Consider the following 18,720-nt stretch of genomic DNA (forward strand, 5'->3'; position numbering starts at 1 on the left):
GGCGGACCAGGTCCTCCGGCGGCAACGCGTACATGGCGAGCAGGTCCGCGCCGAGCCGCCACAGATCCGTGTCACAGCCGATGCGGCGCGCCCAGGCGCGTACCCCGAGGAGGACCAGAGGATCCACGGGCAGGACGGCGGGCGGCGGCGCGGGCGGGACCGCGGATCCGGCCAGGGCCTTCGCATAGAGCGGGAGGTAGACCAGCGAGTCGACCAGCGGATGCCGGTCGGCGACGATCACCCGGGGCCGCCACGCGTCGACCGCCAGCCGCTGCGCCGGGCCGTAGGTGGCCAGTTGCAGGTAGAAGGCCGCGATCTTGAGGTGCGGGCTGTGCAGCCGATCCGCCGCCGCGGACAGCTCCTCGAGCTGCCGGGACAGCTCGTGCAGCGGGCCGTTGGGCGCCTCGTGCGGCCGGATCGTGTGCAGCACGGTGACGTCCTGTTCGCTGCCCGCCTGACGGCGCAGCTCGTGGGCGACGGAGGTCTTGCCGCAGCCGTCGATCCCGACGAGCGCGACGACCAGCGGGTCAATAACGGCGCTCGTCATCGGTCCCCCGTCAGCTGCAACAGGTGCCGCGCGGTCCGGAACACTCGCGGCACGAACGGCTGCTCGCGATGGGTGTGGAACATCAAGTACAGCTGCAGCCGGGTCATCAGCAGGTCCTGCAGCGCGAAGCGGAAGCCGCGCCGCCACTGGCCGGCGTCGAGGTCGACGCCCGCGATGCCGGCGACCTTGCGCCGATGCCGCTCCAGGTAGTGCTCCAGCTGCTCGGCCGTCGCCTGCGGAGTCAGCGTGAAGCACAGCAGTTCGGCCAGGTCACGCTGCGGCAGACCGACCGTCGCCAGCTCCCAGTCGAAGGCCACCAGGCCGAGCCCATTCCGGCGCAGCGCGATGTTGCGCGGGCTGAAGTCGTTGTGGATCAACGTCTTCGGCAGCGCGTCCTGTTCGCGCAGCCAGCCGCCGGCCTCGTCGATGAGCATCGTGACCTGCCGCTGCGCACCCGCGTCCACGACGTCGGGGTGCTCGGCCGCGTTGAAGTCGCACAGCGCCTGCCACAGTTCGGCCGCCTTCTCGACGTGCTCGCTGCCCGGGACGAAGCCCAGCCAACCGCGGTCGAGCAGGGCGTCGGTGTCGTTGAGCCACCGGCCGTGGAGCGGGGCGATGCCGTCGACGGCGGCCTCGACCATCGGCGTGGCCCACAGCTCCGGCCGGTCGGCGGTGTCGAGGAGCACGACCCCGGTCCGCGTGAGCCGCTCCAGCAGCAGCGCGTACGCCTCACGCCCGGCGTCTTCGAACACGCCGTAGCAACGCGGGCTGATCGAGGCCAGCTCGGGCAGGTCGGCCCGGTAGAGCGCCAGTTCCCGCAGATGGGCGTCCTTGATGCCGGTGAGGCCGGCGAACCGCTGCCAGGCCTGCGCGACCCGGTCGCCGCACAGCGAGGCGACTCGGGCCATCGCGACGACGACCTCGTCGTCCAGCGGCTTGAGCTTGGCGATCAGCGGCAGCTCCCACTCGGACCGGCCATCGTGGACGGTGAGGTCCAGCGGGAGTACGCCGAGCAGTTTGCGCTGCTCCCCCGTCGCGACCGCGTCGGTGATGATGCCCGAGCCCTGCACCGCCGGGCCGAGCGTGACCGAGGTGACCTGCGCGCCGGGCAACGCCGGGGCGAGCAGGGTCTGCAGCAGTCCGGTCGTCACGTCGGCAGGACGCAGCCACCGGACCTCCCGCGGCCGCCCGAGCCGCTGATGGGCGTCGGCGAACTGCCCGCTGGTGATGGCGGCGGCCGTCGACAGGTCCAGCGCCAGCGCGAACCCGGCGACGATCTCGGCCAGCCGGCCCGCGTTGCCCTCGCCCGCGCAGCCCAGGGCGGTCAGCATGTCCCGCTGCTGGGTCAGCCGCGTACCGCCGCCGACCGTGCCGACGATCAGGTTGGGCAGCAGCATCGTGGCCAGGATCCCGTCGTCGTGCGGCTCGATGCCGAGGATCGCCGTCGACGACTCGTGTACGCAGGCGATGTCCTGCCCGGTCGCGACGAAGATCGCGGCGATGACGTTGGCGGCGTTGACGGTGTAACCGTGCATGCCGGCTTGCAGCGCGGCGAGCAGGCCGACGCGGTAGGCCCGGTCGAGCGCCTCCGGCGTCGTCTTGAGCACGGCCGCGATGGTGGCCCGGTCGAGGAAGCACTCGGCGGTCACCCGCGCGCCCCGTCCGTCGATCATGGACAGTTGGGTGACCTTCTTGTCGCCGCTGAGGTTGCCCTCGATCTGGAACAGCTCCGGCTTCAGCAGCGGGTCATCGGCCAGGCTGTCGTTGATGAACGTGCAGATGCTCCAGGTCGCCGCCGTGGTCATGTTCTGCCCGGCGGCGTCCCGCGTCTCGAACGCGAAGCGCACGTGCACGTAGCGCCCCATCTGGAAGGGCCGGACGTCGACGAGGGTGGCGTGCCGCGACACCAGCCCGACCCGTTCCCGCAGCTGGGACGCGTTCTCGGCGAGCCACCGGGTGAAGGCGTACGCCGTCGCCGTGTCCGCGAATCCGTAGACGGGCGCACGCGTCATCCGCTGCGCGAGCACATGCGTGCGTACGCCGCCGCCGAGGGTGATCGCGCGGGCGCCCCGGGCAACCGAGGCGACCAAGGCCCCCTCGGTGGTGGCGAGCGGGGCGACGATCGGCCCCTGGACGGTGCCGCCGTCGAACAGCAGCGGACCGGCCAGCCCGACTGGGATCTCCACGGTCGCGGTGAAGTTCTCGATGTTGCCCGCCAGCGTCCGGGCGTCGATCCGGCCCGGCCCGAGCGAGGCCAGTGCGCTGCCGCTCTGCGCCCGCAACCACTCCAGCCGATCGGCACGGGCGGCTTCGGTGTGCAGGCCCCGGCCGGGGATCACGTCGAAGGTCGCCTCGGTCATCGCCGCTCCCCCGCCATCGCTACCGGCTGCCCGCCGGTGATCCGCTCCCAGACCTGCGGATCGGTGGTGAACACGCGGTCCTTGACCCGGGGCGGGCGCTCGCCACGGCGTACTCGGCGCTCCCATTCACGCAGGAACGCGTGCGGATGGGTGGCGACCACGCTGACCGGGTCGAGCCGATCGGCGGCCCGGCCCCGGGCGTACCCCGGCGACTGCGCCCGCAGCCGGGCGTCGAGGGCGACGCCGAGGGTCTCCAGCTCGTCCGCAGTGAAGACGCCGGTCGGCGCGATCGCGACCTCGTAACGCCGTCCGCCGGGCGCCATCCGGCACGTGGCGTTGCGTACCTGGAGGCCGACGTCGCCGAGCGCGCCGGACAACGCCCGCAACAGCTGCGGCTCCAGCAAAGTGTCCTTCACGTCGGCGGCGGGCAGGCTGCGGCCGGCGTACTCGACCCTGGGCGTACCGGCGACGAAGTCCACGACGCGGACGATGTCGGTCACCGCACAGCGGTAGAGGCCGCCGACGTGGGTCAGCACCACGTGGTATTCGCGCCCGGCCTGCAGCTCGTCGGCGAGCAGCGTGGCACTGCCGGGCTTGATCTCCTCCTCGGCCGGGATGAACTCGTAGAGGCAGCCGGTGACGTACAGCGGCCCGGCGGTCGGATGCCGGTCCAGCTGCACCGCGACCGGGCCCTCACAGGAGGCGACCGGTCCAGGGAGGACACTCACGTCGGCTCCGTACGCCGCACGGGCCTGCGGCAGGTAGAACGACGACAGCGCCGTGTTCCAGGTGACGAGCAGATCGATGGCGGGCCACAGGTGCTCCGGCCGGATCGTGCCGAAGTACGCGGCCAGCCGCTCGATCTCGCGGGCGCGTTCCGGGTTCGGGGACTTGTGCGGCAGCCCGCCGAGGGTGCCGGCCGCGATCTCCTCGACCATCCGGGGCCACCACTGTTCCAGCTGGTACGGCAAAGCGGCGGCGATGGCGGGGTTGACCGTGACGACGCAGCGGATGTCGTACTCGGCGGCTAGGCGTACCTTCAGGTAGGTGCGCTCCCAGTGGTCGGCGTCGGTGAACGCGTCGGGCAGCCGGCTCCACGGCGCGGCGTTGCCCGGCCCGACGGCGATCTGGTCGCCGAACTTGCCGAAGTCGACCTGACTGGGCCCGATGTGCGGCTGGCCGCCGGAGGTCCGCGCGATCGGCGAGTGCGGATCCTGCCACAGATTCAGCACGCCGCTCTGCTTCGCGATCGCCTCGGGGTGGTGCTCGACCACTCGGGCGAAGCACGCGTAGTAGAACGGCAGGAAGCAGTCGCGCATGTACGTCCGGGTCACCGGGATGTGCTTCTCCCGGCCGGTGGTGCCGCTGGAGGAGAAGTAGACGACCGGGTCCTCGGCGGTGAGGATCTTCGGCTCACCGGCGATGGCGCGCTCGATCCAGGGCATGTACTCCTCGTGCGTCCGGATCGGCACCCGGCGGCGCAGGTCGTCGACCGAATGGACGGCGGCGAGGTCGTGCTCGGTGCCGAACTCGGTGGCGGAGTTGGCGGTCAGCACCTCCTGCAGCACTTCGTGCTGGGCGAGCATCGGCTCGGCGAGCCGGTTGAGCAGGCGCTGCTTGGCCGCGCGTACGCGGTCGGTGTAATCGATGTCAGTCATCGGCGGTTTCCCTCAAGTGCGTGGAGACGTCGGAGGTGAGGCGGGCGTACAGGCGGCGGTTCCCGGTCTGGTGTGGATCGTCGGAGATCCGCAGGTGGGTCGCCGCGGCGAGGCTTTCGTCGACGGTGAGGCGGTCGACGTGGGCGATGGTCAGCTCGTCGCCGGGGCGCAGTGTCCGGCGAAGGACCGCTTCGCAGAGCACGTGGTGGACGTGCACGAGGTACTCGGCGACGGTGACGCCGCCGACGGCGATGTCCAGCCGATGCCGACTCTCGGTGGCGTCCATGTTTTCTGCGATGGGCGAGCCGCTGGGACCCGGCACGGTGATGGTCAGCTTGCCGGGCAGGCTGGTGCAGGGCGCGGGCGCTCGCAGGAGTTTCAGGCCCCGACTGAGCGCGCTCTTGGGATCGTCGGGGGCCGGGCCGAGCCAGGCGATGCCGTCGGTCACGTGGTCGCACGGGAACCGGCGGGCGACGCTGTCCGGGTTGCCGGCGAAGAAGACCGCGCGGGTGAACGAGCGGTACCACGGGTCACGGGCCGGCTCCGGGACCGCGGCGGCGAAGCCGAGCGCCCCGGTGACGAACGTACGCAGATCGAACGTCCCGATGACCGCGGAGACTCGGTAGCCGGTCATCGTGGGCGCCGTGGGCGCCGTGGGCGCCGTGGGCGCCGTGGGCGCCGTGGGCGCCGTGGGCGCTGTGGGCGGCGCGGTGGGCTCGGCGTCGGCGGCGAGCCCACGGCTGACCCGTTCGTAGTGGCCGAGCAGGAGGCGGCCGAGCAGCTGCTGTTCGTCCATGTCAGCCGAACACCGTGGTCAGCAGGTCGGCCGGCACCCGGCGGCGGCGGTCGAGCAAGGCGGTGGTCAGCCGGTACGGGTCGACGTATCCGCCGTCGGGGACGGCCAGCCGCCGCAGGAACGCGGGGCCGCCGCTGTCCGGTTCGGCGTCGCCGGTCTCGCCGAGGATGCGTTCGGCGCGCACCATCGAGCGCCGCAGCAGCTCGGGCTGGAACGATTTGGCACAGCCGCGTTCCAGCATGGCGATGAAGTAGATGCGCATGCCGAGGCGGTAGGTCCGCACGTCCACATGCCGCAGGCAGGCATCCGCCAGGTCGGACAGGGTCTTGCCCTCCCAGCCGCCGTGCCGGCTGGAGGCCACGACGCCGTCGATCGGCACGCGGCCCAGGGCCAGCCGGGTCACGGCGGCTCCGAGGGCGGTCAGCACCTTGTCGAGCAGGATGTAGTCCTGCATGAGTTCCTGGTCGTAGACGAGGACCACGCGCTGATGCCGAGCGCCGATCGGGATGAGTTCCCGCAGCACCGGGACGAGGTAGTTGGCGACGCCCTCCTCGTCGACGATCTGCCGCACCGGCAGGCCCCAGATGGTGCCGTCGAGGTAGACCGGCCCGCCGATGCCCCGGTGGTCGATGGTGAGCTGATGCTCACGCAGGACGTCGAGCACGTCGTCGGCGGTCAGCGTCAGCTCGGCCGGGTCGAGCAGACCCGGATCGGCCACGTTGAGCAGGTCGAGCTGCTCCTTCCAGAGGTCGATGAGCCGGACGCTGGCCGGATGGATCCAGCCCTCTTTCTCCACCCGCTCGAAATAAGGTTGCAATGAATCGCCGGTGGGGCGTACGCCCGCCGCATTGGATCGGACGTACAACTCGCCCAGTTCCGATTCGGAGCAGGCCGACCAGTCGACGTCGCCGACCGCTCGGTCGAGGAATTCCCAATATGCCGCGGTCTGGGCGGTGAGGGTGGACATCCGCGGATTCCACACGTAGGTGACCGGGCGGATCTCCCGGGTGCTCTTGTGGATCACGTCGAGCCACAGCAGCCCCTTGACGTGAGTGGGCGTCAGCGGCTTGGTCGGCGTGATCGTGACCGGCGCCAACGCCAGGTCGGCCGTGACCGGCGCATCGTTCATCTGCCTGCCTCTCGTCGGACGACCGCCCCTCGGGCGGCCCGCGCCGACGGGCCCGACCGGGCACGCCGACCGCCGGAAATTAGCAAGGCGATGCGTACGACAGCAATCACAGAATTGCATTCTAGGTTGTCTCACGTCTCTTATGAGAGATGCCTCGGATACCTGTCTGACAAAGAAATTCCGGGTAGCCGACAATTGTTGTTCCGGCTATTGTTCACGGCGACCGGATCGCGTGCGACAAAGGAGCCGTAATGGCGGGCATCGCCCACGACGTCACTCTCTTCATTGGAGCCCGACCCAACCTGCCCAAGGCCGCGACGCTCGTTCGCGCGTTCGCCGCGCCACCGCTGCGCGACGCCGGAGCCGGGCTGCGCGTCGTCCACACCGGACAACACGCCGCCGGCCGGATGGGCCTGTCCTACGCCGACACGCTCGGCATACGCGTCGAGGAGGTGCTGCGAGCGCCGGACGCGGACCGTGACGGCGAGCGGCTCTCCTCGCTGGTCGCCGTGATCGATCGCTACCTGGCCCGATCCGGCGACCCGGACCTCGCAGTGGTGGTCGGCGACGTGAACTCGACGCTGGCCGCCGCCGTCGTCGCCGCCCGCAACGGCATCCCGGTCGCCCACGTGGAGGCCGGGCTGCGCTCGCACGTACGCGACGAGCCCGAGGAACTCAACCGCCGGATGATCACCGCGGTGGCCGACTTCCACCTCGCGCCGTCCCGGCGTGCGGTCGGCAATCTGCTCCGCGAGAACATCTCCGGCGAACGGATCTGGCTGGTGGGCAACGCCCACACCGAGAGCTTCCTGCTCGGAGCCGACGAGCGCCGGGCCGCGGCCGACCCGGTCGACCTCGGTCTGGAGCCCGGCTCCTACGTGCTGCTGTCGGTGCATAAGGCCTCGACCATGCAGCACCAGACCTGGCTGGAGGAGCTGGTGCACAAGCTGGCCGGCCAGGAACGCGTCGTGTGGGTGCTGCATCCCGGCTGCCACAAGCTGCTGACCCTGGCCGCGCCGCACCTGCTCGCCGTCGACGGCGTCCGCTACCTGGACCCGTTGCCCTACCACGATTTCGGCCGGCTGCTCACCTCGGCCGCCTGTGTCGTCACCGACTCCGCCGGGATGCAGGAGGAGACCACGGTCTCCGGCGTCGCCTGCGTCACCGTCGGCGTCGACACCGCCCGTCCCGAGACCGTCAGCCATGGCACCAACGCGTTCGCCGGCTTCGACGTCGGGCTCGCCCTCGCGGCCACCGACCAGGCGGTACGCGGGCCGCGGCGCCCGGCGCAGGTGCCCGAGCACTGGGACACCTCGGTCAGCACCCGGATCAGCGAGGTGCTCGCGGGCATCCTCGCCGACTCCGCGGCCGCCCGGCAGAACGCCTCGCTCACCCACCAGTAACGCTCGCACACCGACAAGGGGGCTCGACGATGCGACGGCTGGACCTTCCGAATCTCGTGACCGCCACCCGCTACCCCAGCGCGCTGGTCTTCCTGCTCGCCTGCGCCGCCGGCCGCCCGTCGTGGTCGGCGGCGACCCTGGCGCTGCTCCTCCTGACCTACTTGACCGACCTGCTCGACGGCTTCCTGGCGCGGCGTACGCCCGGGCGGGATCCGCGGGCGGGCCAGGTGATGGACAGCGCCGCCGACAGCTACACGTTCGTCATCGTCTTCACCGGCTTGTTCGTCGCCGGCGTGGTCCACCCGATCACGCTGTGCGCGGTGATCGGCGGCCGGGCGGTGCTCGACCTGACCCGCCTGGTCGGGCTGGCCCGGGGCGAGAGCTACCTGCGCCCGACGTTCTACACGAAGGCCAAGGGCTTCGTGTACTGCAGCCTGTCCATCGTCCTGTACGCCAAGACCGTGCCCGCGTTCGCGTGGCTGGGCCGCGATCCGCTGCCCGTGGCCGCCAACACGGCGCTCGTGCTGGCCACCGTGGCGGCGGTGGGCTCCTTCCTCGCCGTGCACCGGCAGCACTTCCTGACCATGTTCGCTCCGGCGACCCCCTCGATCACCGAAAGGTTGGAGCATGTCGAAACCCAATCGCCAAGCCGCGCTTGACCAGTACGGGAAGATCGCGAGCTATTACGACTACCAGCTCGTCTTCCGTGGGATGCGGGCCAAGGGCATCGCCGCCCTGGGCCTGCGCCCGGGACAGACGGTGCTGGAGGCCGGCTGCGGCACCGGCGTCAACTTCGCCCGGCTGCGTGCCGGGGTGGGGGCGACCGGGCAGGTCTACGGCATCGACCAGAGCCCGCTGATGCTGCGGCAGGCGCGCGCGAAGATCGCCCGGCGGGGCTGGACGAACGTGGAGGTCTTCGAGTCGCCGTTGGAGGAGGCGGAGCTGCCGTTGCTCGCCGACGCGCTGCTGTTCTCCTTCACGCACGACCTGTCGCAGATCCCGGCGGCGGTCGACAGCGCGATGGCGAAGGTACGCCCCGGCGGCCGGGTCGTGGCCATCTGCACGCACTGGAACGAGAAGACCGCGCCCAAGGCCGCGACGACCGTCATCAAGCGGCTGTCCGACCGCTATATGACCACATACGACGGTTACGACGAGCCCTGGCACCTCATCGTCGGGCATCTGAGCGGGGTACATCGCACCCGGCACTGGTTCGGCACGATGTACATCGTCAGCGGTGAGCGTACCGGCGACCGAGAGGAGACCGCCGTCAGATGAGCGTCACCCAGCCAGTCGCCGAGCTGCTGCGGCCGCTGTACCCGTACACCGTGGACGATCTGGTCCAGCGGGTGCGGGCGGCGGCGACCGATCACCAGACCGAGGACGGCGTCAGGTTCGTCACGTTCGGCGCGGCCGACGAGCCGATCGGCGACGCGCTGGTGTGCCTCGGCCCGTTCGGCGGCCGGGTGGACTGGGCCAATCCGCTGCCGATGGTGCGCGGGCACCTCATGCACGAACTCCTCCGGCAGCTCGCCGGCCCGAAGGCCCCGGCCGTCGTCGTGCTGCCTGGGCCGACCGGGCTCGCCGGCGTTCGCGACGCGGCGCTGCGTCGCGCGTACCACGCCGGGGATTTCGGTCCGATCGCCGACCGCTATCTGGCGGTGCTCACCCGGGCCGGCGTCGGGCGGGTGTGCCTGCACGGATTCTCGCAGGGCGCGAGCCTGGCCGGTTTCGTCGCCGCCCGCGCGGCCGCGCACGGTGTCGACGTCGACAGCGTCGCGCTCGGCGATCCGCCCGGACTGCGCAGCACCAACTGGCCGACGATCGCCTGGCGCTACGTACGCGAGGGCGCCAGCATCTCCGACGACGTGTCCCACAATCCGCTGGAGAGCTACCGGAACGCGTACCGGACGCTGGCCGCCAGGGCGCGGACGAACGCGTTGGTGAGCGAGATCCGGCTCAATCTGGCGCTGGCCCGAGGGCACGGCCGCGGACGGCTCAGTGCGGAGCTGCGCGGCGTGCTCGATCGGGGCGTCCCGGTCGGCATCACCGTCGGAGAGCATTCGCGGATGTCGCCCGCGGCGGCCGGTCAGGCGTTTCTGCGTACGCTGCCGGACGCCCAGCGCCGCCACTGCGACCTGCTGGTCATCGCCGACCGGCATCACGGCTGGCTGCACGACACCCCGGTGTTGTTGCAGAGCCTGCTGATCCACCTGTGGCACAAGTCCCGGCTCATCGACGCGCCGGCGGACGCGGGCCCGTGGCCGCAGATGCTCGGGTAGGCGACCGGCCATCCTCGGCAGCACCCTGACAGCTAGGAGAATTTACATGCGTGTGACCAAATCCGTGCTCGCCGTCGTCATCCTGGTGCTCGCGCTCCTGGGTGGACTCTCGTCGCCGGCTCAGGCCGGACCTGCGACCGGCGACGACTTCATCTGGTGCGGGCTCGATCCGTTCGACGGCGCCAGCAGCTGCTGACGCAACCTACCGGGTAGCCATCGGCGTCTATGGGAAAACGGATTCGCAGCCGACCCCGGCGGCCACATCCATCTCCTAGTCAACCAGCGGGAGAGGTATGGTTATGACTCCGCCTTGGGGGGAGGCTCGGGAGTGCTCGATGTGCTGGTGCTCGGCCCAGTCGAGGCGCGCTACCAGGGCACTGTCGTCCCGTTCGCCCGCCGCCATCAACGGCTCATCCTGGGCGTCCTCGCCTTGGAGTGCAATCGCGAGGTCTCCTGTGACCGGCTGATCGGTCTGCTGTGGGAGCAGCCCGCGCCGCGCCAGGCGCGGGCTGCCGTCCAGAGCCGGATGTCCGAGATCCGCTCCACCCTCGCCCAGTACCACGAAGACGAGCCGGTCCCGATCGTCTCCCGGGGCAACAGCTATGTGTTGCAGCTCGATCCCGAGCGGGTGGACGCACACCGGTTCCGGACACTGACCGCTGCGGGCCGGCTGCCCGGCGACGATGAACAAGCCCGGCACAACCTGCGTACGGCGCTTGCTCTGTGGCGAGGACCGGCGCTCGGCACCCGGCCGGGCGACGCGCCGCTGAGCGCGCTCTGCCAGCAGCTGGAGGCCGCCCGGCTGACCGCCTGGGAAGACCTCTTCGACCTGGAGCTGCTGCTGGGCCGCCACCACGAGGTCGTCGACGAGATCGTGGAGCTGGCCGCCCGGCATCGCACCCGCGACCGGCTGATGGAACACATGATGCTGGCCCTGCACCGGGTCGGCCGCAGCAGCGAGGCGTTGCAGGGCTACGACCGCTGGCGGCGCTGGCTGGACGCCGAGCTGGGCGCGCTGCCGCGCCCGGACCTGCAACGACTGCACGTGTCCATTCTCAACAATGATCCCGGCCTGCTGGCCGTCCCGGCCGGCGCCGCGGAAGAGGCCTCCGACGTGCCGTTCAGCGCGGCCGTGCCGCGTACCCTGCCGCCCGCGCTCATCGACTTCAGCGGCCGCTCGGAACAGCTGGCCACGCTCACCGCCGCGCTGTCGGCCCAGGATCATCGCCCCACGCGGGTCGTCGCGGTCTCCGGCCCGCCCGGCGTCGGCAAGACCGCGTTGGCTTTGCAGGCCGCGCACGCTCTGCGCGACGAGTTCCCCGACGGTCAGTTGTACGCCAACCTGCGCGGCACTGATCCCGAGGAGGCGGTGCCCCCGTTCGACGCGCTCGGCCGGTTCCTGCGCGGCTTCAATGTGGAGGGCCAGGCGCTGCCGGGCACGCTCGACGAACGCGCCGAACTGTTCCGGGACATCCTGGCGACGCGCAAGGTGCTGGTGGTCCTCGACGACGCCGCCAGTGACGACCAGCTGCTGCCACTGCTGCCGGGCAGCATCGAATGCGCCGTGCTCGTCACCGGGCGCGCCCGGCTCGGCACCACGCTGGGCGCGCGTACGGTCGCGCTGGACCTGCTGGCGCCGGATCAGGCGCTGGATCTGTTGTCCTGCATCGTCGGAGCCGAACGGGTGGCAGCCGAACCCCGGGCGTCGGCGAGGCTGGCCCGGCTCTGCGGCTACCTGCCGCTGGCGATCCGGGTCGTCGGCGCGCGGCTGGCCGCCAAACCGCACTGGACCATCGAGAAGATGGCCGCGCTGTGCGCCGACGAGCAGAGCCGGCTCGACCAGCTCGCCTACCAGCATCTCGACGTACGCAGCAGCATCGCGCTCAGCTACGAAGGCCTGCCCGAGGAAGCCCGGCGGCTCATGCGGCTGCTCGGCGACGTCGACCTGCCCGATGCCACCGTGTGGATCTCCACCGCGCTGCTCGGCCGGGACGTCGACACGGCCTGGCTCGCGTTGGAGAACCTGTTCGACGCCAACCTCATCGACGTCTCAGGCCGCGACACCGCCGGATATCCCCGGTATCGCATGCACGACCTGGTGCGGCTGTTCGCCAAGGAGCGGGCCGCCGCCGAGCATCCGCCCGCCGACCTCGCCGCGGCGCGCAGCCGGGCGTACCGGTTCTGCCTGACCCTGGCCGAACGGGAGTATCTGCGGCTGTTCGGCGACGGCGGTCACCGTGTCCGCGGCGACACCCCGCGATGGACCCCGGTCGGCGTACGCGCCGGGTCCGGGGCTCGCTGGTCGCCCGGCCAGGACCTCGTCGGCGAGCTGCTGGCCAAGCCGATGCGCTGGTTCGACCACGAACGGCCGACGGTGATCGCGATGATCCAGAAGGCGGCCCGGGACGAGCTGGCCGGGGTGTGCTGGGAACTCACCAGCGCCGTCGCGCCGATGTTCCAGATGCGCCGCGACTTCTGGGACCTGGAGTCGATCCTGTGGGTCGCCCAGCGCGCGACCGAGGCGGCCGGGGACGCGCGGGGACGGACGGCCGTGCTGTGCCGGATCGCGCTCAACCACGTCGACCGCAGTCAGCCCGATGCCGCCCTGCGGCTGCTGACCGAGGCCGCCGGCACGTTCGCCACGCTCGCCGACACCCACGCGTACGCCACCACGCTGTCCCTGCTGGCCACTGTCGAACGATTCCTGGACCGCAACGACGACGCGCTCGTCCACTACACGGAGTCGATGCAGCTGCTGCGCACCAGCGGGGACGAGGTCGCCGTCGCGTGGGTGCTGCGCGGGATGGGCCAGGCACACCTGGACGCCAAGGATCTTCCCCAGGCCCGGGAGCATCTGGAGGAGGCCCTTCGGCGATTCCGGGCAGCGGGCTCGCAGCAGGGCGAGGCGACGGCGCTGTTCTGGCTGGCCCGGCTCGTGTTCGCCGAAGGACGGCCCGAAGAGGCGCTGACTGGGTTCGAGCAGGCGTTGCAGATCGCCCGCCACCTCACCGACCGGCCGGGCGAGGCGCAGTGCCTGCGCGGAATCGGCCTGGTCCATCGAGCGCTCGGCGACACCGTCCAGGCCCGCGCCGCCCTCACCCGAGCGCTCGACCTGGTCCGGCAGCCGCGAGCCACGCTGTTGGAGAGCCACATCCGGCGAACCCTCGACGACGTCGAGTAGTCCCCGCACTCAGCCCGGGATCACCACGGTCGTCGACGGCGTCGGCACGGCGGACGGCTCCGGCCCCGACGGTGTCGCCGCAGGGCTGGAGGGACCCGGGATCGACGGCGTCGGGCTGGCCGGCGCCGGACTGGACGGACTGGGGATCGGCGTCGGCGGGCTGGACACCGTGGCCGACGGCGTCGGGGTGACCTGGCCACGCCGAGGCAGCCGAAGCGGGTCGCCGCCGCCGTTCCGACTGCGCGGCGCGATCACCACCTTGCCGCACCAGGCCGGGAGCTGCCAAGGAATGTAGGAGAACTCGCCGTTGCTGTAGATCGCCACCTTCCCGGTGCCGTACTGCCGGAGGAACGGCAGATCGGAGAGGCGAATTGTGGCGTTCTCTCCCGGTTCGAGGGAGACCGCGCGGATCTGGTGCCACAGCGGCCACTCCTCCTGAGGATCGGTCACCACCTCGGCGAAGGCGAGCAGCGCCGGGGTGGTCGCCGTCGGAGCGTTCCAGATGGTCGCGACGACGTCGCCGTTGCAGGCGACGCCCACGGACGCCCCGGAGTTCCGATTGCACACCGGACCGGTCTTCTTCAGGTACAGCCCGAGGGGGCCGCTGGAGTGGTTGCCCGGCGCGGCGGTGCCCCCGGCCAGATAATTCGGCTCGAAGACCGCGCCGCCACCACCGGGGTCCATCACCGCCAGGGAGACTTTGCCCTGACAGGAAGGAACGTCGACGGCGATCGACATCTTGGTCGTGGCGCTGAAGAACTCCGCGTTCGCGGAGCTGTAGTCGAAAGGCAGGTCCCCCGCCTTGGCGGTCAGCATGAAATCCTGCTCGTCGCCCGCGCAGAGCGGCTTGCCGACCAGCTCGATCGTGGCCGTCCCAGTCGCCCCGTCGAACGTGTGCCGGAACCGTGCGGCCGAAGTATGCACACAGCCCGTCCCGGCCGGCAGCGGCGCGCAACCGGCCGGCAGCGGATGCATCCGGCTCAGAGTCAGCTTGGCCGTGCTGTCCACACGCTGGACCACGACGATGATCCCGACGCGGGTGTCGGTCGCGGGCGCCGTCTGGACATACAGCGGGTTGGGCAGCCATTCGGCGTAGGTGAAGATCGTCTTGGCCGGGGTGAGGGTGGCCCCACTGACCGCGTCCCGCAGGGACACGATCTTCACGTCGACCGGGCTGAGGTCCACGAGACTGTAGGTGATCTGCCATTGCCCGGCCGTGTCGCAGTAGGCGCTGCTCGCGATCGAGATCGACGGCGCGGTGTTGGCCGTCGCCGGCGCCGAGGCGCCCAGCAGTGTTCCGCCGGCCAGCATCGCGACCGCCGCCAGCACTCTGACGACTTTGAATGTGGCCATGCGTCACCCTCCCTGAGATTTCGCACAGTGTAGGGCTTCGCGCGGTGGACCGGTGGTCCCGCCGTCGGGGCTATCGCGACCCGAACAGCTGCGTCCAGTAGTACCGGTAGGGACCGCCCTTGGCCATGCCGATGCCGACGGCCTTGTGCGAGCAGTTGAGGATGTTCGCCTTGTGCCCCGGTGAGTTCATGAACTGGTTCATCGTGCCCTTCGCCGTGGCGTTCCCGGCCGCGATGTTCTCGGCGGAGGCGTACTGGTAGCCGGCCGCTCTCGCCCGGTCCCAGGGCGTACGCCCGTCGAGGGAGGTGTGCGAGAAGTACTCGTTGGCGGCCATGTCGGCGCTGTGCAGTTCGGCCGCCTTGGCGAGCTTGTCGTTGAACACGACCGCCTTGCAGCCGGCCTTGGCCCGCTCGGCGTTGATGAGTGCCAGCATCTGCTTCTCCGGGGACAGCTTCGTCGGGCTGCTGCTCGGCGACGGCGTACGGCTGGCCGGGGCGGACGTCGACGGCACAGCCGACGGGGTGACGGACGGGGACGCCGAAGACTCCGCCGATGAATTCGCTGACGACGACGCGCTGGGTGCCGCGTCGGGCGTCGGCGAGCCGTCCGCCGCGTACGCGATGGTGCCGGCCGCGACGCTGGCCAGTGCGACGCCGAGGGCCGCCTTCACCGCCAGCCACCGCAGCGGGCTGCCCGCCACTCGGGCGGTCGGCTTGCCGAGCAGCACCGCCAGCGTTCCGGCGTACGCGGGAACGGCCACGTCGACGCGCTTGCACTGCTCGCACCGGCGTACGTGGTGGTCGACGCTGGCTCGCTGCTTGGCCGACAGCGGCGGGCGGGCTCCTTGCAGCAACCGGGTCAGCGGCTGGCAACGGTCGCTCTGGCGTACCACCATGGTCGTCTTGATCGCGTGGCCGAGCGCGGACCGCGCGCGATGCACGAGCACGGCCGCGTGCGCGCCGCGGACGCCGACCACTTCGCCGATCTCTTTGCTGGACAGGTCCCAGCGCAGGGCGAGTTCGAGGACCGCGCGCTGGCGCGGTTCGAGCCCCATCGCCGCGTCCCAGACGAGCTGACGGGTCTCGCGGCGTTCGGCCGCCGCCTCCGGGCTGGCCAGCGGGTCCGGGTCGGCGATGTCGACGCCTTCGCCGAGCGGCACGAACGAGCGGCGGCGGGCCGAGCGCAGCGCGTGCCGGTACGCGATCGAGAACAGCCACGTCTTGATCGCGGCCGGATCCCGTAGCGAGCCGAGGTCGCGCCAGGCGATGAGGAAACACTCCTGGACGATGTCCTCGGCCTGGTGATGGTCGCCCACCTGCCGGATGACCAGGCCGAGCAGGCTGGGCCGATACCGGCGGTAGAGCTGTTCGAACGCGTCGCGGTCCCCGGCCGCGGCGGCCTGCGCCAGAAACGCGTCGGACGTCATGTTCACTCCCGGGGTCGAGGGCTTGACCTTAGTAGGTGCCTGCGGCGATGGTCACCATTACGACCAGCGGGAGAATTTCTTCGGTTAACATCGCCGGATGTCTGACCTGCGGGAAACTGTCATCGCCTGGCAACTCGGCTGGGCCGCCAGCCGGGAGCTGCCCTCGGCCCAGCCGGTCGACGGCGGCCTGCGCGTCGAATGCCGCCAGCAGCTGCGGGACGTGGAGATCTTCGCGCTGCACGCCGACGACGACCCGGACTCGGTGACGCGTCTCGCCGAGATGCTGCCGGCGGAGCCGGACACCGCCTGGCTGACCGTGGCGACCCGCGAGCCCGACCGGGTCGCGGCCCTGCTGGAGGCGGCCGGGCTGGAGTTCTACTCCCGGGTCGAGGCGCTGATGACGACGGATCTGCGGACGCAGCCGGTCCGCACCGTGGCCGCGCCGTATCGGCTGCACACCGAGGTCACCGGTCCGGTCGTGCACGTCACCGTCCTGGCGGACGACGGCACCGAGGCGGCGCGCGGGTACGCCGGACTCGCCGGTTCCTACGCGGTGATCGACCGGATCCTGACCGCGCCGGAGCACCGGCGGCGGTCGCTCGGCACCGCCGTGATGACCGCGCTCGCCGAGGCCGCGATCGCCGCGGGCGCTCCGCAGGGCCTGCTCGTCGGCAGCGTCGAGGGCCAGGCGCTGTACGGCTCGCTGGGCTGGTCGAAGGTCGCCGACGTACTGGTCGCGAAGCTGCCCGGCGCTTAACGGGTCTGCTCCGTGATCAGGGTCATCTCCGTGTCGCCATAGCAACGCGGAGGTGACCATGATCATGGAGATCCGTCGAACCTCCGCCGACCATGGCGATCCGTCGATCCGATCAGGCTACAGTGGACGATGCCTGATGAAGCCGAGCGGCCAGTAGTCGTCACCTTCGATAGCCGATACACCCGCGCCGCCATGGCGATGCTGCACTCCTTATCGGCCGTCCGAACTGGACAGAAGACCACGGTCATCGCGCTGGCCGGCGAGCTGCCCCAGCGCCAGGCGTACGCCGTCACCAGCGCCGCGCACGCGGCCGGGCTCGACTTCGAGATCCGCGACATGACGGGTGCGTGCCTGGATCTGCCGTTCGACTCGCACGGCTCGCCCGCGGTCTACTACCGCCTGCACATCGCGGAGTTGCTCCCCGAGTACGACAGTGCGCTGTACGTCGACGCGGACACCATCTTCCTGCGCGATCCGGCGGAGCTGCTCACGCTGGACCTCGGGCCGCACCCGCTCGCCGCGGTTCAGGACGTGTGCGTACCCACCCTCGGCTCCCCCGATTGCCTGCCCGGCGTGCCACTCGACGAGGACGAGCGTGCGCTGCCGTACTTCAACTCCGGGCTGCTGGTCATCGACCTCGACCACTGGCGGCGGCTCGGCATCGGCTCGGCCGCGCTGCGCTTCGCCACCACGTCCGCGCAGCACGTGCGGTTCTGGGACCAGGACGCGCTCAACCACGTGGTACGCGGCGACTGGCGCCGGCTCGACCGCCGCTGGAACGTCTTTCCGCTGGAGGACATCTGGCAGGCGGAGGAGTTCCCCTACTACGGCGAGGAATACGTTCCCCGCACCGGGCTGGCCCGGCTGGCGCGGGAGGCGTACCTCATCCACTTCGTCACCCGTCACAAGCCGTGGACGGACAGCTTTCCGGCGGGTCGTCTGCGGGATCTGTGGTGGTCCTACGACGAACCAGCTGTGCGGTGAACTGCGGGGCGAAGGTCGCCCCTCGACGCCCACGCGCCAACGCCACGAGATGCCGCCGCCACATGCCGCCGGCCAGGATCGCCGCGACGACGGTCGAGCGCCACGACCGGCCGAGGTAGCGGTGGGTCGACCGCGACCACAGGTTCGCGGTGTCGACGGTGGCCGCCGAGGACTGCGCGCCCGCGTGGTTCACGAGCAGTCGTGGATCGATCAGGACTCGCCATCCGTTGGCGCGCAGGCGATCGGACAGATCGAGGTCCTCGTTGTACAGGAACAGGTCGGGGCGGAAGCCGCCGATCGCGTCGAACGCCGCTCGGCGGACGAGGAGGCAGGCGCCGGACGCCCAGCCGACGGCGATCGGCGCACGTGCCCGGGTCGCCGTAGCCCAGACGCAGCGGGATCCGAGCAGGCTGTCGGGCAGCAGGAGATAGCCCAGCGCGGGGAGCAGGCCCGGTGTCGCGCCGCCGTAGATCTGCCGCCGGCCGAGCCGGGGCGCGCATGCGGCGGCGTCGGGCCGCTCCTCCAGCGCCGAGACCAGGCCGTCGATCGTCGACGGGTCGGCTCGGCAGTCCGGGTTGAGGAACAACAGGTACGCCGAGGCACTTTCCCGCGCGCCGACGTTGCAGGCGTACCCGAAGCCGGCGTTGCGCCCGATCGCTATGTACCGGTGCCCCGCGCACACGCGCCGGGTATCGGGATCGACGCGTTCGGCGTTGTCGACGACCGTCACCGGATACCGTCCGGCCAGGCCGTCGAGCATCCCGGCCAGCTGGACCGAACTCCAGTAGGAGACGGTCACGACCTGCACGCTGTCCCGAGGTCCGATGTCGCGCCTCCTGTCCAC

At 71.0% G+C, this 18,720-nt stretch carries 15 protein-coding genes; 8 read left to right on the top strand and 7 right to left on the bottom strand.

Translation table 11 applies throughout. The features are described from left to right. Positions 1 to 543 precede the first annotated feature (543 nt). The 4 genes from AB0M47_RS03055 to AB0M47_RS03070 are packed head-to-tail and all read right to left on the bottom strand — an operon-like array spanning position 544 to position 6,490. Positions 544 to 2,907: a phosphotransferase gene (locus AB0M47_RS03055; RefSeq protein ID WP_363407441.1), complete on the bottom strand. Its 2,364-nt coding sequence runs from the start codon at positions 2,905 to 2,907 to the stop codon at positions 544 to 546. Beyond that, positions 2,904 to 4,565, bottom strand: coding sequence for a GH3 auxin-responsive promoter family protein (locus tag AB0M47_RS03060; protein WP_363407444.1), 1,662 nt, complete (start codon positions 4,563 to 4,565; stop codon positions 2,904 to 2,906). Before AB0M47_RS03060 ends, AB0M47_RS03055 begins: the two co-directional genes overlap by 4 nt. Further along, on the bottom strand, positions 4,558 to 5,361 hold the full coding sequence (locus tag AB0M47_RS03065) for a DUF6182 family protein (RefSeq protein ID WP_363407447.1): 804 nt from the start codon (positions 5,359 to 5,361) through the stop codon (positions 4,558 to 4,560). Before AB0M47_RS03065 ends, AB0M47_RS03060 begins: the two co-directional genes overlap by 8 nt. Position 5,362: 1 nt before the next feature. Then, entirely contained in the window at positions 5,363 to 6,490 is a 1,128-nt protein-coding gene (locus AB0M47_RS03070) for a hypothetical protein (protein ID WP_363407450.1), read from the bottom strand. A gap of 251 nt (positions 6,491 to 6,741) precedes the next feature. On the opposite strand from AB0M47_RS03070, the gene AB0M47_RS03075 reads away from it, so the two are divergent. From AB0M47_RS03075 to AB0M47_RS03100, 6 genes are all read left to right on the top strand, one after another. After that, positions 6,742 to 7,893, top strand: a complete 1,152-nt coding sequence (locus AB0M47_RS03075; protein ID WP_363407453.1) for a UDP-N-acetylglucosamine 2-epimerase — start codon at positions 6,742 to 6,744, stop codon at positions 7,891 to 7,893. A 29-nt stretch (positions 7,894 to 7,922) separates the two neighbouring features. Beyond that, positions 7,923 to 8,552, top strand: coding sequence for a CDP-alcohol phosphatidyltransferase family protein (locus AB0M47_RS03080; RefSeq protein ID WP_363407456.1), 630 nt, complete (start codon positions 7,923 to 7,925; stop codon positions 8,550 to 8,552). Next, positions 8,521 to 9,171, top strand: a complete 651-nt coding sequence (locus AB0M47_RS03085) for a methyltransferase domain-containing protein (RefSeq protein WP_363407459.1) — start codon at positions 8,521 to 8,523, stop codon at positions 9,169 to 9,171. The genes AB0M47_RS03080 and AB0M47_RS03085 overlap by 32 nt, the downstream gene beginning before the upstream one ends. Further along, positions 9,168 to 10,175, top strand: a complete 1,008-nt coding sequence (locus AB0M47_RS03090) for a hypothetical protein (RefSeq protein ID WP_363407462.1) — start codon at positions 9,168 to 9,170, stop codon at positions 10,173 to 10,175. The genes AB0M47_RS03085 and AB0M47_RS03090 overlap by 4 nt, the downstream gene beginning before the upstream one ends. A 46-nt stretch (positions 10,176 to 10,221) precedes the next feature. Further along, positions 10,222 to 10,371, top strand: a complete 150-nt coding sequence (locus AB0M47_RS03095) for a hypothetical protein (RefSeq protein ID WP_363407465.1) — start codon at positions 10,222 to 10,224, stop codon at positions 10,369 to 10,371. Between the two features lie 132 nt (positions 10,372 to 10,503). Beyond that, positions 10,504 to 13,356: a BTAD domain-containing putative transcriptional regulator gene (locus AB0M47_RS03100; protein WP_363407468.1), complete on the top strand. Its 2,853-nt coding sequence runs from the start codon at positions 10,504 to 10,506 to the stop codon at positions 13,354 to 13,356. A 9-nt stretch (positions 13,357 to 13,365) separates the two neighbouring features. On the opposite strand, the gene AB0M47_RS03105 is transcribed toward AB0M47_RS03100, so the two are convergent. Both AB0M47_RS03105 and AB0M47_RS03110 read right to left on the bottom strand, forming a co-directional pair. Beyond that, positions 13,366 to 14,709, bottom strand: coding sequence for a hypothetical protein (locus AB0M47_RS03105; protein ID WP_363407471.1), 1,344 nt, complete (start codon positions 14,707 to 14,709; stop codon positions 13,366 to 13,368). A 70-nt stretch (positions 14,710 to 14,779) separates the two neighbouring features. Beyond that, positions 14,780 to 16,135 (bottom strand): sigma-70 family RNA polymerase sigma factor, encoded by a 1,356-nt coding sequence (locus tag AB0M47_RS03110; RefSeq protein WP_363407473.1) that lies wholly within the window; start codon positions 16,133 to 16,135, stop codon positions 14,780 to 14,782. A 97-nt stretch (positions 16,136 to 16,232) separates the two neighbouring features. Between AB0M47_RS03110 and AB0M47_RS03115 the strand changes: the two genes are divergently transcribed. Then, complete coding sequence (locus AB0M47_RS03115; RefSeq protein WP_363407476.1) at positions 16,233 to 16,892, top strand: GNAT family N-acetyltransferase; 660 nt, start codon at positions 16,233 to 16,235, stop codon at positions 16,890 to 16,892. A gap of 129 nt (positions 16,893 to 17,021) precedes the next feature. Continuing rightward, complete coding sequence (locus AB0M47_RS03120; RefSeq protein WP_363407479.1) at positions 17,022 to 17,876, top strand: glycosyltransferase family 8 protein; 855 nt, start codon at positions 17,022 to 17,024, stop codon at positions 17,874 to 17,876. Here AB0M47_RS03120 and AB0M47_RS03125 read toward each other — a convergent pair. Continuing rightward, a complete protein-coding gene (locus AB0M47_RS03125; protein ID WP_363407482.1) occupies positions 17,788 to 18,675 on the bottom strand; it encodes a glycosyltransferase family 2 protein in 888 nt (295 codons plus the stop codon). The genes AB0M47_RS03120 and AB0M47_RS03125 overlap by 89 nt on opposite strands. Positions 18,676 to 18,720: the final 45 nt, after the last annotated feature.

Source organism: Hamadaea sp. NPDC051192, from assembly GCF_040682475.1.
Taxonomy (GTDB): Bacteria; Actinomycetota; Actinomycetes; order Mycobacteriales; family Micromonosporaceae; genus Hamadaea; species Hamadaea flava.

What these genes read in the sequence shown, in the direction of transcription:
- AB0M47_RS03055 (WP_363407441.1), bottom strand. Translation starts at nt 2,907, where the DNA reads ATGACCGAGGCGACCTTCGACGTGATCCCCGGCCGGGGCCTGCACACC.
- AB0M47_RS03060 (WP_363407444.1), bottom strand. Translation starts at nt 4,565, where the DNA reads ATGACTGACATCGATTACACCGACCGCGTACGCGCGGCCAAGCAGCGC.
- AB0M47_RS03065 (WP_363407447.1), bottom strand. Translation starts at nt 5,361, where the DNA reads ATGGACGAACAGCAGCTGCTCGGCCGCCTCCTGCTCGGCCACTACGAA.
- AB0M47_RS03070 (WP_363407450.1), bottom strand. Translation starts at nt 6,490, where the DNA reads ATGAACGATGCGCCGGTCACGGCCGACCTGGCGTTGGCGCCGGTCACG.
- AB0M47_RS03075 (WP_363407453.1), top strand. Translation starts at nt 6,742, where the DNA reads ATGGCGGGCATCGCCCACGACGTCACTCTCTTCATTGGAGCCCGACCC.
- AB0M47_RS03080 (WP_363407456.1), top strand. Translation starts at nt 7,923, where the DNA reads ATGCGACGGCTGGACCTTCCGAATCTCGTGACCGCCACCCGCTACCCC.
- AB0M47_RS03085 (WP_363407459.1), top strand. Translation starts at nt 8,521, where the DNA reads ATGTCGAAACCCAATCGCCAAGCCGCGCTTGACCAGTACGGGAAGATC.
- AB0M47_RS03090 (WP_363407462.1), top strand. Translation starts at nt 9,168, where the DNA reads ATGAGCGTCACCCAGCCAGTCGCCGAGCTGCTGCGGCCGCTGTACCCG.
- AB0M47_RS03095 (WP_363407465.1), top strand. Translation starts at nt 10,222, where the DNA reads ATGCGTGTGACCAAATCCGTGCTCGCCGTCGTCATCCTGGTGCTCGCG.
- AB0M47_RS03105 (WP_363407471.1), bottom strand. Translation starts at nt 14,709, where the DNA reads ATGGCCACATTCAAAGTCGTCAGAGTGCTGGCGGCGGTCGCGATGCTG.
- AB0M47_RS03110 (WP_363407473.1), bottom strand. Translation starts at nt 16,135, where the DNA reads ATGACGTCCGACGCGTTTCTGGCGCAGGCCGCCGCGGCCGGGGACCGC.
- AB0M47_RS03115 (WP_363407476.1), top strand. Translation starts at nt 16,233, where the DNA reads ATGTCTGACCTGCGGGAAACTGTCATCGCCTGGCAACTCGGCTGGGCC.
- AB0M47_RS03120 (WP_363407479.1), top strand. Translation starts at nt 17,022, where the DNA reads ATGCCTGATGAAGCCGAGCGGCCAGTAGTCGTCACCTTCGATAGCCGA.